The 13403-nt window shown below is 63.3% G+C and carries 14 protein-coding genes; 12 read left to right on the top strand and 2 right to left on the bottom strand.

Annotation, left to right across the window (positions count from 1 at the left end; translation table 11 throughout):
* The first annotated feature begins 62 nt into the window (after positions 1-62).
* Together AC07VH_RS05700 and AC07VH_RS05695 are read left to right on the top strand one after the other, a co-directional pair.
* The gene (locus AC07VH_RS05700) at positions 63-299 is read left to right on the top strand and encodes a hypothetical protein (RefSeq protein WP_070257673.1); all 237 of its coding nucleotides are present in this window, start codon (positions 63-65) and stop codon (positions 297-299) included.
* Between the two features lie 124 nt (positions 300-423).
* Positions 424-672: a hypothetical protein gene (locus AC07VH_RS05695; protein ID WP_034783948.1), complete on the top strand. Its 249-nt coding sequence runs from the start codon at positions 424-426 to the stop codon at positions 670-672.
* A 104-nt stretch (positions 673-776) separates the two neighbouring features.
* On the opposite strand, the gene AC07VH_RS05690 is transcribed toward AC07VH_RS05695, so the two are convergent.
* A complete protein-coding gene (locus AC07VH_RS05690; protein WP_489630585.1) occupies positions 777-968 on the bottom strand; it encodes a hypothetical protein in 192 nt (63 codons plus the stop codon).
* A 50-nt stretch (positions 969-1018) separates the two neighbouring features.
* On the opposite strand from AC07VH_RS05690, the gene prpB reads away from it, so the two are divergent.
* The 5 genes from prpB to AC07VH_RS05665 all read left to right on the top strand — a co-directional run bounded on the left by prpB (position 1019) and on the right by AC07VH_RS05665 (position 9076).
* Complete coding sequence (prpB, locus tag AC07VH_RS05685) at positions 1019-1906, top strand: methylisocitrate lyase (RefSeq protein ID WP_489630586.1); 888 nt, start codon at positions 1019-1021, stop codon at positions 1904-1906.
* An 88-nt stretch (positions 1907-1994) separates the two neighbouring features.
* Positions 1995-3149: a bifunctional 2-methylcitrate synthase/citrate synthase gene (prpC, locus tag AC07VH_RS05680; RefSeq protein ID WP_489630587.1), complete on the top strand. Its 1155-nt coding sequence runs from the start codon at positions 1995-1997 to the stop codon at positions 3147-3149.
* A gap of 23 nt (positions 3150-3172) precedes the next feature.
* Positions 3173-5767 carry a Fe/S-dependent 2-methylisocitrate dehydratase AcnD gene (acnD, locus tag AC07VH_RS05675; RefSeq protein ID WP_494787121.1) on the top strand — a complete coding sequence of 865 codons (2595 nt, stop codon included), beginning with the start codon at positions 3173-3175 and terminating at the stop codon, positions 5765-5767.
* Between the two features lie 120 nt (positions 5768-5887).
* A complete protein-coding gene (gene prpF, locus AC07VH_RS05670; RefSeq protein WP_494787077.1) occupies positions 5888-7078 on the top strand; it encodes a 2-methylaconitate cis-trans isomerase PrpF in 1191 nt (396 codons plus the stop codon).
* 102 nt (positions 7079-7180) lie between these two features.
* On the top strand, positions 7181-9076 hold the full coding sequence (locus AC07VH_RS05665; protein ID WP_494787076.1) for a propionate--CoA ligase: 1896 nt from the start codon (positions 7181-7183) through the stop codon (positions 9074-9076).
* Between the two features lie 35 nt (positions 9077-9111).
* Here AC07VH_RS05665 and AC07VH_RS05660 read toward each other — a convergent pair whose 3' ends face one another.
* A complete protein-coding gene (locus tag AC07VH_RS05660) occupies positions 9112-9825 on the bottom strand; it encodes a S24 family peptidase (RefSeq protein WP_475417660.1) in 714 nt (237 codons plus the stop codon).
* Positions 9826-9974: 149 nt separating this feature from the next.
* On the opposite strand from AC07VH_RS05660, the gene AC07VH_RS05655 reads away from it, so the two are divergent.
* The 5 genes from AC07VH_RS05655 to AC07VH_RS05635 all read left to right on the top strand — a co-directional run bounded on the left by AC07VH_RS05655 (position 9975) and on the right by AC07VH_RS05635 (position 13365).
* Positions 9975-10388: a FeoC-like transcriptional regulator gene (locus AC07VH_RS05655; protein ID WP_489630590.1), complete on the top strand. Its 414-nt coding sequence runs from the start codon at positions 9975-9977 to the stop codon at positions 10386-10388.
* Positions 10389-10413: 25 nt separating this feature from the next.
* Positions 10414-10956 (top strand): hypothetical protein, encoded by a 543-nt coding sequence (locus AC07VH_RS05650; RefSeq protein WP_489630591.1) that lies wholly within the window; start codon positions 10414-10416, stop codon positions 10954-10956.
* Positions 10957-11287: 331 nt separating this feature from the next.
* Positions 11288-12493, top strand: a complete 1206-nt coding sequence (locus tag AC07VH_RS05645) for a phage tail tube protein (protein WP_494787075.1) — start codon at positions 11288-11290, stop codon at positions 12491-12493.
* A gap of 75 nt (positions 12494-12568) precedes the next feature.
* Positions 12569-13021 (top strand): hypothetical protein, encoded by a 453-nt coding sequence (locus tag AC07VH_RS05640; RefSeq protein ID WP_143450064.1) that lies wholly within the window; start codon positions 12569-12571, stop codon positions 13019-13021.
* Between the two features lie 8 nt (positions 13022-13029).
* Entirely contained in the window at positions 13030-13365 is a 336-nt protein-coding gene (locus AC07VH_RS05635; protein WP_230504772.1) for a phage tail assembly chaperone, read from the top strand.
* Positions 13366-13403: the final 38 nt, after the last annotated feature.

The following is a 13403-nucleotide window of genomic DNA, read 5'->3' as shown; positions in this document are numbered from 1 at the left end:
TCGCAGCCGTGCGCATGCTCGCGCTTGCAGCATGGTAACCTCATTCTTCCAAGGAGGAATTCATGAACGATATCACTGCACGCAGCGAACAGTACCGCGGTTTTACGATTTCCGTGACCCCACAAAAGGACAACGATGATTTATGGGATTTTACCTACCGCCTGCAGCGCGAGGGTGAGCCGGAAGCGCAGGCCATCACGCGCAGCCGCACCCTGGGCGGCTACGCGGCGCCCGAGACCGCTTGCACGGCGGGCCTGGAAGTGGCCAGGACGGAAGTGGATAATCTGCTGCGTCCTTGAGACAGCGTAAATCGTTTAGCCCGAAAGTCGGCCTGACAGCGCGCCGACGCGTGAAACACGTCGCTAGCGGTCCCGCTTCATGCTACGATTTCCAGTATTGAGTCAGTCACCAAGGAGGCACCCCATGGATAGCAGTTCTAAAATTCACTATAAAGGCTGGGAAATCGTTCCCCTGGCCGTGCCCACCACCGATGGCAAATGGTCGGCCAGTTGCGACATCGAACGCGCCACGGCGGAAGGCCTGGAAGTATTCGAAGGCTCGACCATGCAGTTCGTGCGCGACGACGAGGAGGGCGCCATTGCCGCCGCCTGCGAAGAAGCCGTGCGCCAGATCGACAACATCATCGCCAATCCGCTGGTGCGGCTCGCGTAGACCCTGCATTTTCAGCAGACCTGCAGCCGGCACCCGCCGGCTGTTTTTTTATGCGTGCGCCCGGCGTCCCGCCTGCCCGGCGGCAGCCCGGCACGTTTCATGTTTCAATGTTTCAAATGGAATGATTGAAACATATTTGAAACATCGTTGACCTGCATCGTGACATCGCTGTTCCCTGGCGTGGCAGCGCCTGCATTGCCGCCGCGTGGCCGTTTACCCTGGTTTTCACTGTGCCGTGGCGCATTTTCCGCACGGACGCATGGTGCTGGCACGGCATTTGCAATACTGATGCTCATAGCCACTCCGTGAAACATTCGGGACCATCCGAAACCCATAAGGTGAACACATGACTCAATACTCCGCAGGTGCCGCATTCCGCAAGGCCGTCCAGGAAGAATCCCCGTTGCAAGTCGTCGGCGCCATCAACGCCAACCACGCCTTGCTGGCCAAGCGCGCCGGCTATAAAGCCATCTACCTGTCCGGCGGCGGCGTCGCGGCCGGCTCGCTGGGCTTGCCCGACCTGGGCATTTCCAGCCTGGACGACGTGCTGACCGATATCCGCCGCATCACCGACGTGTGCGACCTGCCGCTGCTGGTCGACGCCGACACGGGCTTCGGTTCCTCCGCCTTCAACGTGGCGCGCACGGTGAAATCGATGATCAAGTTCGGCGCGGCCGGCCTGCACATCGAAGACCAGGTGGGCGCCAAGCGCTGCGGCCACCGTCCGGGCAAGGAAATCGTCAGCAAGGAAGAGATGGTCGACCGCATCAAGGCGGCCGTCGATGCGCGCACGGACCCGAATTTCGTCATCATGGCGCGCACCGATGCGCTGGCGGTCGATGGCCTGGACGCGGCACTGGAGCGTGCCGTCGCCTGCGTCGAAGCGGGCGCCGACATGATCTTCCCGGAAGCCATCACGGACCTGGACATGTACGCCACCTTCGCCAAGGCCGTCAACGTGCCGATCCTGGCCAACATCACGGAATTCGGTGCCACGCCGCTGTTCACCCTGGACGAGCTGCGCAGCGCCCATGTGGGCCTGGCCCTGTACCCGCTGTCGGCCTTCCGCGCCATGAACAAGGCGGCGGAAAACGTCTACCAGGCGCTGCGCCGCGACGGCACGCAAAAGAATGTCGTCGACACCATGCAGACGCGCATGGAACTGTATGAATCGATCAACTATCATGATTTTGAGCAGAAACTGGACGCGCTGTTCGCCGCGCAAAAGAAATAAGCAGAAATAAGCAAGAATAAGCAAAAAGCAGGGACCGCATGCCGGTCCCGCAGTGACGCACCCGAGACTATTCAATCTGGAGAACACAATGACCGCACCGCAAGCCGCCACTTTCAAGCCTAAAAAATCCGTCGCCCTGTCCGGCGTCACCGCCGGCAACACGGCGCTGTGCTCGGTCGGCAAGACCGGCAACGATTTGCACTACCGCGGCTACGACATCCTGGACGTGGCCGACAGCTGCGAGTTCGAGGAAATCGCCTACCTGCTGGTGCACGGCAAGCTGCCCACAAGCGCGGAACTGAAGGGCTACAAGGCCAAATTGAAGTCGCTGCGCGGCTTGCCGTCGGCCGTCAAGCTGGCGCTGGAAGCGCTGCCGGCCGCCGCCCACCCGATGGACGTGATGCGCACGGGCGTGTCCGTGCTGGGCTGCACCCTGCCGGAAAAAGACGACCATAACGCGCCGGGCGCGCGCGACATCGCCGACCGCCTGATGGCGTCGTTCGGCTCCATGCTGCTGTACTGGTACCACTATAGCCATAACGGCAAGCGCATCGAAGTGGAAACGGACGACGACTCGATCGGCGGCCACTTCCTGCACCTGCTGCACGGCGAAAAACCGTCGGCGTCGTGGGAAAAAGCCATGCACACGTCATTGATCCTGTACGCGGAACACGAATTCAACGCCTCGACCTTCACCAGCCGCGTCATCGCCGGCACGGGTTCGGACATCCACTCGGCCATCACGGGCGCCATCGGCGCGCTGCGCGGCCCGAAACACGGCGGCGCCAACGAAGTGGCGCTGGACATCCAGAAGCGCTACGACAACCCCGACGAAGCGGAAGCGGACATCCGCGAGCGCGTCGCCAACAAGGAAGTGGTGATCGGCTTCGGCCACCCCGTCTATACGATTTCCGACCCGCGCAACGTGGTCATCAAGGAAGTGGCGCGCAATCTGTCGCTGGAAGCGGGTTCGACCAAAATGTTCGACATCGCCGAGCGCCTGGAATCGGTCATGTGGGAAATCAAGAACATGTTCCCGAACCTGGACTGGTTCTCGGCCGTGTCCTACCACATGATGGGCGTGCCGACGGCGATGTTCACGCCGCTGTTCGTCATCTCGCGCACCTCGGGCTGGGCCGCCCACATCATCGAACAGCGCATCGACAACAAGATCATCCGCCCGAGCGCCAACTACGTGGGCCCGGAAGACCTGGAATTCGTGCCGATCAAGGACCGCAAATAATGAGCACAGCAATGAGTACCCCGATGAATACCCTGCACCGCAAACCCTTGCCGGGAACAGGGCTGGACTACTTCGACACGCGCGCCGCCGTCGATGCGATCCAGCCCGGCGCCTACGCCACCTTGCCCTACACCTCGCGCGTGCTGGCCGAAAACCTCGTGCGCCGCTGCGACCCGGCCACCCTGAACGCCTCGCTGAGCCAGTTCATCGAACGCCGCCGGGACCTCGATTTCCCCTGGTTTCCCGCGCGCGTCGTCTGTCATGACATCCTGGGCCAGACGGCCCTGGTCGACCTGGCCGGCCTGCGCGACGCCATCGCGGCCCAGGGCGGCGACCCGGCCCTGGTCAATCCGGTGGTGCCGACGCAGCTGGTGGTCGACCATTCGCTGGCCGTCGAATGCGGCGGTTTCGACCCCGACGCCTTCGCCAAGAACCGCGCCATCGAAGACCGCCGCAACGAAGACCGTTTCGATTTCATCGACTGGACCAAGAAGGCCTTTAAAAACGTCGACGTGATCCCGCCCGGTAACGGCATCCTGCACCAGATCAACCTCGAGCGCATGTCGCCCGTGATCCAGGTGCAGGACGGCGTGGCCTATCCCGACACCCTGGTGGGCACGGATTCGCATACGCCGATGGTCGATGCGCTGGGCGTGATCGCCATCGGCGTGGGCGGCCTGGAAGCGGAAAGCGTGATGCTGGGCCGCGCTTCGTGGATGCGTTTGCCCGATATCATCGGCGTCAAGCTGACGGGCAAGCCGCAGCCGGGCATCACGGCGACCGACACCGTGCTGGCGCTGACGGAGTTTTTGCGCAAGCAGAAGGTCGTCTCGTCCTATCTGGAATTCTTCGGCGAGGGCGCGTCGCACCTGACCCTGGGTGACCGCGCCACGATTTCCAACATGGCGCCGGAATTCGGCGCCACGGCTGCCATGTTCTACATCGACGCGCAAACCATCAAGTATCTGAAACTGACGGGCCGCGACGACGAACTGGTCAAGCTGGTGGAGCTGTACGCGAAGGAAACGGGATTGTGGGCCGACAGCCTGGTGGACGCGCAATACGAGCGCGTGCTGACGTTCGATCTGTCGTCCGTCGTGCGCAATATCGCCGGGCCGTCGAATCCGCACAACCGCGTGCCGACGTCGGAACTGGCCGCGCGCGGCATTTCCGGCGTGGTGGAAAACGAGCCGGGCAAGATGCCGGACGGCGCCGTCATCATCGCCGCCATCACCAGCTGCACGAATACGAACAACCCGCGCAACATGATCGCCGCCGGTTTGATCGCGCGCAATGCGAACCGCCTGGGACTGACGCGCAAGCCGTGGGTGAAATCGTCGCTGGCGCCCGGCTCGAAAACCGTGGAACTGTACCTGCAGGAAGCGGGCCTGATGCCGGAGCTCGAAACGTTGGGCTTTGGCGTGGTGGCTTTCGCCTGCACCTCGTGCAACGGCATGTCGGGCGCGCTCGACCCCGTGATCCAGGATGAAGTGGTGTCGCGCGACCTGTACGCCACGGCCGTCCTGTCGGGCAACCGCAACTTCGACGGCCGCATCCACCCGTACGCGAAGCAGGCTTTTCTCGCCTCGCCGCCGCTGGTGGTGGCGTACGCGATCGCCGGCACCATCCGCTTCGATATCGAGAAGGATGTGCTGGGCCATGACGCGGATGGCAAGGCTATCCTGTTGAAGGATATCTGGCCGTCCGACGAGGAAATCGACGCCATCGTCGCCTCCAGCGTCAAGCCGGAGCAGTTCCGCAAGGTGTACATTCCCATGTTCGCCGCGCAGGCGGATGACGGCATCAAGGTCAGCCCGTTGTACGACTGGCGTCCGCAGACGACGTATATCCGCCGTCCGCCGTACTGGGAAGGCGCGCTGGCAGGCGCGCGCCCCTTGAAAGGCATGCGTCCGCTGGCCGTCCTGGGCGACAACATCACCACCGACCACTTGTCGCCATCGAACGCCATCATGCTCGACAGCGCGGCCGGCGAATACCTGGCGAAGATGGGTTTGCCCGAGGAAGACTTCAATTCCTACGCCACGCACCGGGGCGACCATTTGACGGCGCAGCGCGCCACGTTCGCCAACCCGACCCTGAAGAACGAGATGGTCATCGAGGACGGTAAAGTCAAAGCGGGTTCGCTCACGCGCATCGAGCCGGAAGGAAAAATCTCGCGCATGTGGGAAGCCATCGAGGTGTACATGGAGCGCAAGCAGCCCTTGATCATCATCGCCGGCGCCGACTATGGCCAAGGTTCCTCGCGCGACTGGGCCGCCAAGGGCGTGCGCCTGGCCGGCGTGGAAGCCATCGTGGCCGAAGGTTTTGAACGCATCCACCGCACCAACCTGGTGGGCATGGGCGTCTTGCCGCTGGAGTTTTTGCCGGGCGTGAACCGCAAGACCCTGGGTCTGGACGGCAGCGAAACCTACGACGTCGTGGGCGAGCGCACGCCGCGCTCCACCTTGACCCTGGTCATCCACCGCAAGAACGGCGACACGGTCGAAGTGCCCGTCACCTGCCGCCTCGATACGGCGGAAGAGGTGTCGATCTACGAGGCCGGCGGCGTGCTGCAGCGATTTGCCCAAGATTTCCTCGAATCTTCGAAAGCCGCGTAACGGCAGGTCGGATTAGCGCTTGCGCGTAATCCGACGCTGTCTGCCAAAACGCGCCAACAATGTGTCGGATTAGCGTGGCGAAGCCACGCTAATCCGATCTACCTCTTTCCAGGAAAACTCATGACCCACGTACCCCAAATCAACATCCCCGCCACCTACATGCGTGGCGGCACCAGCAAGGGCGTGTTTTTCCGCCTGCAGGATTTGCCGGCCAGCGCGCAAGTGCCGGGCGCGGCGCGCGATGCGCTGCTGCTGCGCGTGATCGGCAGCCCCGACCCATACGGCAAGCAGATCGACGGCATGGGCGGCGCCACGTCCAGCACCAGCAAGACGGTGATCCTGGCGAAAAGCAGCAAGCTTGACCACGATGTCGACTACCTGTTCGGCCAGGTCTCCATCGACAAGCCTTTCGTCGACTGGAGCGGCAATTGCGGCAACCTGTCGGCCGCCGTCGGCTCGTTCGCCATCGCCAGCGGCCTGGTGGACGCGGCCCGCGTGCCTGCCGACGGCATCGCCACGGTGCGCATCTGGCAAGCCAATATCGGCAAGACCATCATCGCCCACGTACCCATGACGCATGGCGAAGTGCAGGAAACGGGCGACTTCGAACTCGATGGCGTGACCTTTCCGGCTGCCGAAGTGAAGCTGGAATTCCTCGATCCGGCCGCGGAGGAAGAGGGTGGCGGTGGCGCCATGTTCCCTACCGGCAACCTGGTCGACGACCTCGACGTGCCCGGCATCGGTGTGTTGAAAGTCACGCTGATCAACGCCGGCATCCCGACGATTTTCGTCGACGCGCACGTCATCGGCTACACGGGCACGGAACTGCAGGACGCCGTCAATGGCGATCCGGCCGCGCTGGCCCGCTTCGAGGCCATCCGTGCGCATGGCGCGCTGCGTATGGGCTTGATTTCCCATGTCGATGAAGCGGCGAAGCGCCAGCACACGCCGAAAGTGGCCTTTGTCGCCCGGCCGGCAAGCTATGTCTCGTCGAGCGGGAAAAAGGTGGAAGCGGGCGACGTCGACCTGCTGGTGCGCGCCATGTCGATGGGCAAACTGCACCACGCCATGATGGGGACGGCGGCGGTTGCCATCGGCACGGCGGCGGCCATTCCCGGCACCCTGGTCAACCTGGCGGCCGGCGGCGGCCCGCGCCAGAGCGTGCGCTTCGGCCACCCGTCCGGCACCCTGATGGTGGGCGCGGAAGCGGCGCTGCTCGATGGCGCCTGGAGCGTCACCAAGGCCATCATGAGCCGCAGCGCGCGCGTGCTGATGGAAGGTGCCGTGCGCATTCCGGGCGACGCGTTCTAGGCAGCGAGACGCAGGCAGATGGCACACAGATGGAACACATAAAACGGTGACCAGGCCCGGTCGCCCAGGTCCGATACAGATTCCACGCATACCGGAGGAGACATGAATTTCGCGGCATTTTATCAACGCTCGATCGACACGCCTGACGTTTTCTGGCGCGAGGAAGCCGACAAGATCGACTGGAACACCCCGTTTTCGCAAGTGCTCGATTATTCCCGCCCGCCTTTCGCCAAATGGTTCGTCGGCGGCACCACGAATTTGTGCCACAACGCCGTCGACCGCTGGGTGGACAGCCAGGGCGATGCCGCCGCGCTGATCGCCATTTCCACCGAAACGAATACGGAGCGCAGCTACAGCTTTCGCGAGCTGCAGCGCGAAGTGGAGCGCTGCGCCGCCATTTTGCTGTCGCTCGGCGTGGTCAAGGGCGACCGCGTATTGATCTACATGCCGATGATCGCCGAGGCGGCGTTTGCCATGCTCGCTTGCGCCCGCATCGGCGCCGTGCATTCCGTGGTGTTCGGCGGTTTTGCCGCCAACAGCCTGGCCAGCCGCATCGACGATGCGCAGCCCAAGCTGGTATTTTCCGCCGATGCCGGTTCGCGCAACGGCAAGGCGATTGCCTACAAGCCGCTGCTCGACGAAGCCATCCGCATCGCAGCGCACAAGCCGCAGCACGTGCTGCTGGTCGACCGCCAAATGGTGCCGATGGAACGGACGCCGGGCCGCGACGTCGATTACGCGGCCCTGCGCGAGCAGCATCTGGACGCGCAGGTGCCCGTTGCCTGGCTCGAATCGAACGAGCCGTCGTACGTGCTGTACACCTCGGGCACGACGGGCAAACCCAAGGGCGTGCAGCGCGACGTGGGCGGCTATGCGGTGGCGCTGGCCTCGTCGATGCAGTACAACTTCTGCGGCAAGCCAGGCGAAACCTTCTTTGCCACCTCGGATATCGGCTGGGTGGTGGGCCACTCCTACATCGTGTACGGTCCGCTGATCGCCGGCATGGCCACCATCCTGTACGAAGGCTTGCCCATCTGTCCCGATGCTGGCATCTGGTGGAGCATCGTTGAAAAATACAAGGTCACGCGCATGTTCTCGGCGCCGACGGCCATCCGCGTGCTGCGCAAGCACCCGGTGGAACTGATGCGCAAATACGACCTGTCGTCCTTGAAGGCGCTGTATCTGGCGGGCGAGCCGCTCGATGAAACCACGTCGCAGTGGATCGCCGACGAACTGAAAGTGGATATCATCGACAACTACTGGCAGACGGAGACGGGCTGGCCGATTTTGTCGGTGGCGAAAGGGATTGCCAATACGCCGACGCGCCTGGGTAGCCCCGGCCAGGCCATGTACGGCTACCGCGTCAAGCTGCTCAACGAGGCGACGGGCGAGGAGTGCGGTGCCAACGAGAAGGGCGTGCTGGTGCTGGAAGGCCCGCTGCCGCCCGGCTGCATGCAGACGGTGTACGGCGACGACGAACGTTTCGTCGACACCTACTGGTCCACCTTCAGCGGGCGGCAAGTGTATTCGACCTTCGACTGGGGCGTGCGCGACGCGGACGGCTATTATTTTATTCTGGGCCGCACCGATGACGTGATCAACGTGGCCGGCCACCGCCTGGGCACGCGCGAGATCGAGGAAAGCATCACCAGCCATCCGAACGTGTCGGAAGTGGCGGTGGTGGGCGTGGAAGACAAGCTCAAAGGCCAGGTGGCGATGGCTTTCGTGATCCTGAAGAATCCGCAGGGCTTCGACAGCTTGGACGCGAAGGCGGTACTGGAACGCGAAGTGATGGCCGTGGTCGACCGCCAGCTGGGCGCCGTGGCGCGGCCCGCGCGCGTGCTGTTCGTGGCGCAGTTGCCGAAGACGCGCTCGGGCAAGCTGCTGCGCCGTTCGATCCAGGCCATCTGCGAGGGACGCAGCCCGGGCGACCTGACGTCGATGGACGACCCGGCATCGCTGCAGCAGATCCAGGCAGCATTGGCGTCGGCGCCATGACGGGAGCGAGGTTTATCAATCGATAAACATCGTTTTCAAATACGGTCGCTTTCCTTGCGCACGACCCTGCCCACGATCAGGCATTCATTGCCGCGGCATAGCTTGCGGTGGTATTTGCGCTGGTCGGGGTTGTCCGACGTCAGCCACCATTCGCCGATATCGCGCGCCATGCGCTTGACCACCGGCTCGCCTTCGTAGTTGATGGCAAACACGATGCCGTCGGCCGGCCGGTTGTCGGCCGTATTGATGATCACCACATCGTCCTCGTACAGGGCCGGCTCCATGCTCTCGCCCTTGACCTTGATCGCCACCAGTTTTTCAGGGTGGTAGCCATTGCGCTCGACCCAGCTGCGCGGCACGCTGATGGTGCTGCCGTCGTGCGTTTCCGGCTCGATGGCAAAGCCCGTGATGCCGGCCGACAGGCGCAGCTTCACCTTGCGGATCGGGTAGAAGCGTTCATCTTCGCCATCTTCCACGACCACGGGCTGCACGCCGGCCAGCGCGCGCGCGGCCATGGCCGCCTGGTCGGGCGCCGCGCCCTGGTCGAAGTACATGCTGCCCAGCTGCAGGTCCGCTTCCAGCTTGCGCGCGATCTTTTCGCTGAAGGCGCGTCCCTCGCGGTAGGTGGGCGAGAGGATTTGCGAGATGCGCGCCTCGCTCCAGCCGCTGACGTCGGAAATTTTCTTGCGCGTGTTGTCGTAGTGCTCGCGGATCAGGGCCAGCAGGCGGTCGCGTCTGTATTGATACATGTCCATCTCCACATTAAACCTGAAATTTACCGTTTGATAAATTACCAAATGCTTGACTTTAACATTAGCGATTGATAAAGTCCACTTGTTGCCTGTCGCAAACGTACTACAGCGTTTGCCGGTTGGCGACACCACGGGAGGTCAGGCAGATGTTGAACAGCAGTCAGTCGGTTGAAAGCAGGGCGGTGCCGCGGCAGGGGCGCCAGTTACAGGGACGCAGCAAGAAGTCGCAGCTGCATATCGCCCGCATCGCGCAGTACATCCGCGAGCAGGGCCAGGCCAGCGCGGCGCAGTTGTCCGCCTTGCTGGGACTCGACGCGGGCACCATGAGCCGCTATCTGCGCCACATGTGCGGCATGGGACAGATCCACCTGGCGCAGCGCCATTGCACCGAGCCAGGACGCCAGCGGCCCGCCCTGTACGCGCTGGGCGAACAGGATGAAGACGCCGATGGCTGGGCCGAACTGCCGCCGCAGGTGCGTCGCACGGCCAGCTGGCCACGCGGTGCGGCGCGCCGCGATCCGCTGGTGGCGGCCCTGTTCGGGCCGGCGCAGGAAAATTAAGACAAGAATCAACGAGGAGAAAATCATGGGGTTTGCAGAAAAATTCATCGCATCGCTGTCGTCGCAGAACCTGCGCGACGATGCCGTCCACCACGACCTGGACGTGATCGCGGCCGCCGCGCTGGCCGGCGACATGGGCGCCTTGCTGTGCCGTGTCAAATACGCGGACGGCACCGTCAGCCGCCTGTTCGAGGGTAATGCGGGCAACCTGGCGCAGCTGCTGCGCGCCTGGACGGCGGCTGTGACGCAGAAGGGCCGCGCGCGGCGCTGGGTCAAGGCGCAGACGGCCTGGGATGCGCAGGCCGCCAATACCTTGTACCGCCGCGTGGCCGAAGCGTCGCTCGCGCATTGGCTCGACAGCAAATGCAAGGTTTGCCACGGCACGGGCGTCGTCGCCGCCATGCAGGCCGGCGCGCCCGTCGTCTGCAAGGCCTGCCACGGCGCCGGCGAAGCGGCCATCAGCTGCTCCGGCGGCTTCGAGCTCGAACGCATCAAGGATATGGTCAGCGAGCTGGAAGGCATCTTCCAGTCGCACGGGGTCCGCGCCATGCGCCGCCTGGGTCACTGAAAAGTTTTTTGCAATATGCCTGACGCTGAAAAAAATGCCCCTACAATAGAGTCTCGATCACGCAGCAACAGCAACACCGGCAACACCGCAGGACCACATGCTTCTCCACTCGTAATAGACGCGCCTCTGGCGCGACACCGATAGGGGAAATCAGCGCAGCGAACCGCCTTCATGGCCCCCTTCGCCCATTCCGTCCGGCACGGCCTCGCGCCATCCGGACGCCAGCCCGCCGCCTCACCGCGCGGGCTTTTTATTTTCCCGATACTTGGCAGTTCCACCCCTCAAGACCACAGCTGTGGTCTTTTTTTTCATCCCACGAAAGGTATTACTTATGGCATCGACAGCAAACGGCATCGACAGCTTGATCGTTATCAGCAAACAAAGCGCCGAAGGCAGCAAGGCCGCCGCCGGCGGCGGTCAGATTTATCCCCGCGTCACGGCCACCTTCGACACGGAAGCGGACAAATACGCCAGCGCCGAAATCGACGCCAGCCAGCAGCAGGGCGATACCCGCCTGGGCAATTTCCGCACCACGGGCGCCATCAAGGCGGAAGCGGCGTGCGGCACCTACGCGCCGCTGATGGCAGCGCTGCTGCGCCGCGACTTCACGGCCGGCGGCGTCGCTGCCGCGCAAACCACCATCGCTGCCGCCGCCTCCGGCCTGACGCGCAGCGCCGGTTCCTGGCTGGCCGAGAGTTTCCGCGCCGGCAGCGTGGTGCGCATCACCGGCATGACGGCGCCGGCGGCCGCCAACAACGCGAAGAACTTCTTCGTCACGTCGGTGACGGCGACCAACCTGAATGGCCAGTTCATGGATGGTTCGGCCATGATCGTCAAGGCGGCCGGCGACTCGGTCGGCGTGGCGGCGGTGGGCAAGCGCAGCTTCACCCCTTTGAGCGGCCACACCACCGACTGGTTCACGGCCGAAGTGCAGGACCCGAAGATCGGCGTGCACCGCAGCTTCGTCGACCAGCTGGTCAGCAAGATGGATATCGCCGTGCAGCCGAACGGCATCACCAGCCTGGACTTCACCCTGATGGGCAAGGCGGAAGGCCCGACCACGGCCGTGCCGTATTTCCCCACGCCGCTGGCCGCGCCTGGCGCCGGCAAGTTTTCGGGCGCCACGGCGATGCTGTCCGTGAACGGCATCCCGTCGCAGATCTGCACCGGCATGTCCGTTTCGCTCGACGGCCAGGTCAAGGTCGACCCGGTGATCGGCTCGAAGTACGCCACGGCAGCCTCGCGCGGCAAGGTCATGGGCTCGGGCCAGTTCACGGTGCTGCTGCAGGACGCCACCTACCTCGACTACTTCAAGTCCGAGACGGAAATCCCGCTGGCCTACGCCATGGCGTCGGGCACGGCGCCAACCGCCGACGTGCTGGCGCTGGCCATGGGCCGCATCAAGATCACCTCGGCCAAGATCGACGACGGCGAGAAGAACAAGATCGTCACCTGCGCCTTCGACGTCCTGCGCTACAAGGGCGCCGATGCGCAGCATGAAGCGACCACCCTGACCATCCAGGACAGCGCGCTGTAAGCGGCTGACGCTTGCTCCGGGGCCGCCGTGAGGCGGCCCTTTTACTCTTTACCTTTATCAAGAAAGAAAATACACATGAACAACGCACAAATGATCGCCTCGGCTGGTTTTGATATCTCCCTGCTGAATGACGGTAACAAGCCCGTGGACCAGGTGCACCTGGTGTCGGTCTTGTTCGACGAAGACGGTGCGCACAAGGCGGGCTTTGAAATCGTCAGCAAAAATTCCGACCAGTACCGTGCCGTGATCCGCGAAACGTCGGTGGTGGCGATCAAGCGCTCGGTGCAAAAAAGCAAGCAGATCGACGCGAAGACGGACGAAGGCGCTGCGGAACTGTATGACCTGGCGGAAAACCGCAGCATGAAGATCGCCATTGCGGTGGTGGTGGGCATGCCTGGTTTCGTCGACAAGGGCGTGCCGGTACAACCGTCCCCGGCTTTGCTGAAGGCGATTTTTGAAAAAATGCCGTCCTGGCAGGAAAAAGTGCTGGCTGCGCTCGAGGCGGACGGCAATTTTTTGACGGTCTAGCCGCCGCCTTGCTGCTCTTTGCCGACGAACAGTTCGAGCGTTCGGCAAAGGCGGCTGATGGCAATGCGAAAGGCGAGCACCTGGATGCCGCGAAGCGTCATCCACTCTACCGGGAGCCGCAGGCTCCCGTTTGCGCGCAACTGCCGTTTGAACTGGCGCACGTGTGGCAGTTTTTCGTGCAGATGAGCCGCAAGCGGCAAAACGGTATGGCGGTCAATCCCTTGAGCAGCCTCGATATCCTGGCTTGGCAGTTGCGACACCGCATACGCCTGGCGGTATGGGAAGAAGAGCTGGTCGATCAGCTTGACGCGGCCTACATGGTCCATCAAAACAGTTCTCATTAGGCTGGCCTTTACCCGGCCTATCTATAGCAGAGGTGACG

This window comes from Janthinobacterium sp. GW821-FHT03C10 (assembly GCF_059420865.1).
Note: the sequence above shows the minus strand (reverse complement) of the source record. Positions and strands in the feature narration are given on the sequence as shown.

Bases quoted from the DNA above. Each gene is read 5' to 3' on its own strand.
- AC07VH_RS05645 (WP_494787075.1), top strand. From the start codon at position 11,288: ATGGCATCGACAGCAAACGGCATCGACAGCTTGATCGTTATCAGCAAA.
- AC07VH_RS05690 (WP_489630585.1), bottom strand. From the start codon at position 968: ATGAGCATCAGTATTGCAAATGCCGTGCCAGCACCATGCGTCCGTGCG.
- AC07VH_RS05660 (WP_475417660.1), bottom strand. From the start codon at position 9,825: ATGTATCAATACAGACGCGACCGCCTGCTGGCCCTGATCCGCGAGCAC.
- AC07VH_RS05665 (WP_494787076.1), top strand. From the start codon at position 7,181: ATGAATTTCGCGGCATTTTATCAACGCTCGATCGACACGCCTGACGTT.
- AC07VH_RS05650 (WP_489630591.1), top strand. From the start codon at position 10,414: ATGGGGTTTGCAGAAAAATTCATCGCATCGCTGTCGTCGCAGAACCTG.
- AC07VH_RS05655 (WP_489630590.1), top strand. From the start codon at position 9,975: ATGTTGAACAGCAGTCAGTCGGTTGAAAGCAGGGCGGTGCCGCGGCAG.
- acnD (WP_494787121.1), top strand. From the start codon at position 3,173: ATGAATACCCTGCACCGCAAACCCTTGCCGGGAACAGGGCTGGACTAC.
- AC07VH_RS05700 (WP_070257673.1), top strand. From the start codon at position 63: ATGAACGATATCACTGCACGCAGCGAACAGTACCGCGGTTTTACGATT.
- AC07VH_RS05695 (WP_034783948.1), top strand. From the start codon at position 424: ATGGATAGCAGTTCTAAAATTCACTATAAAGGCTGGGAAATCGTTCCC.
- prpB (WP_489630586.1), top strand. From the start codon at position 1,019: ATGACTCAATACTCCGCAGGTGCCGCATTCCGCAAGGCCGTCCAGGAA.
- AC07VH_RS05640 (WP_143450064.1), top strand. From the start codon at position 12,569: ATGAACAACGCACAAATGATCGCCTCGGCTGGTTTTGATATCTCCCTG.
- prpF (WP_494787077.1), top strand. From the start codon at position 5,888: ATGACCCACGTACCCCAAATCAACATCCCCGCCACCTACATGCGTGGC.
- prpC (WP_489630587.1), top strand. From the start codon at position 1,995: ATGACCGCACCGCAAGCCGCCACTTTCAAGCCTAAAAAATCCGTCGCC.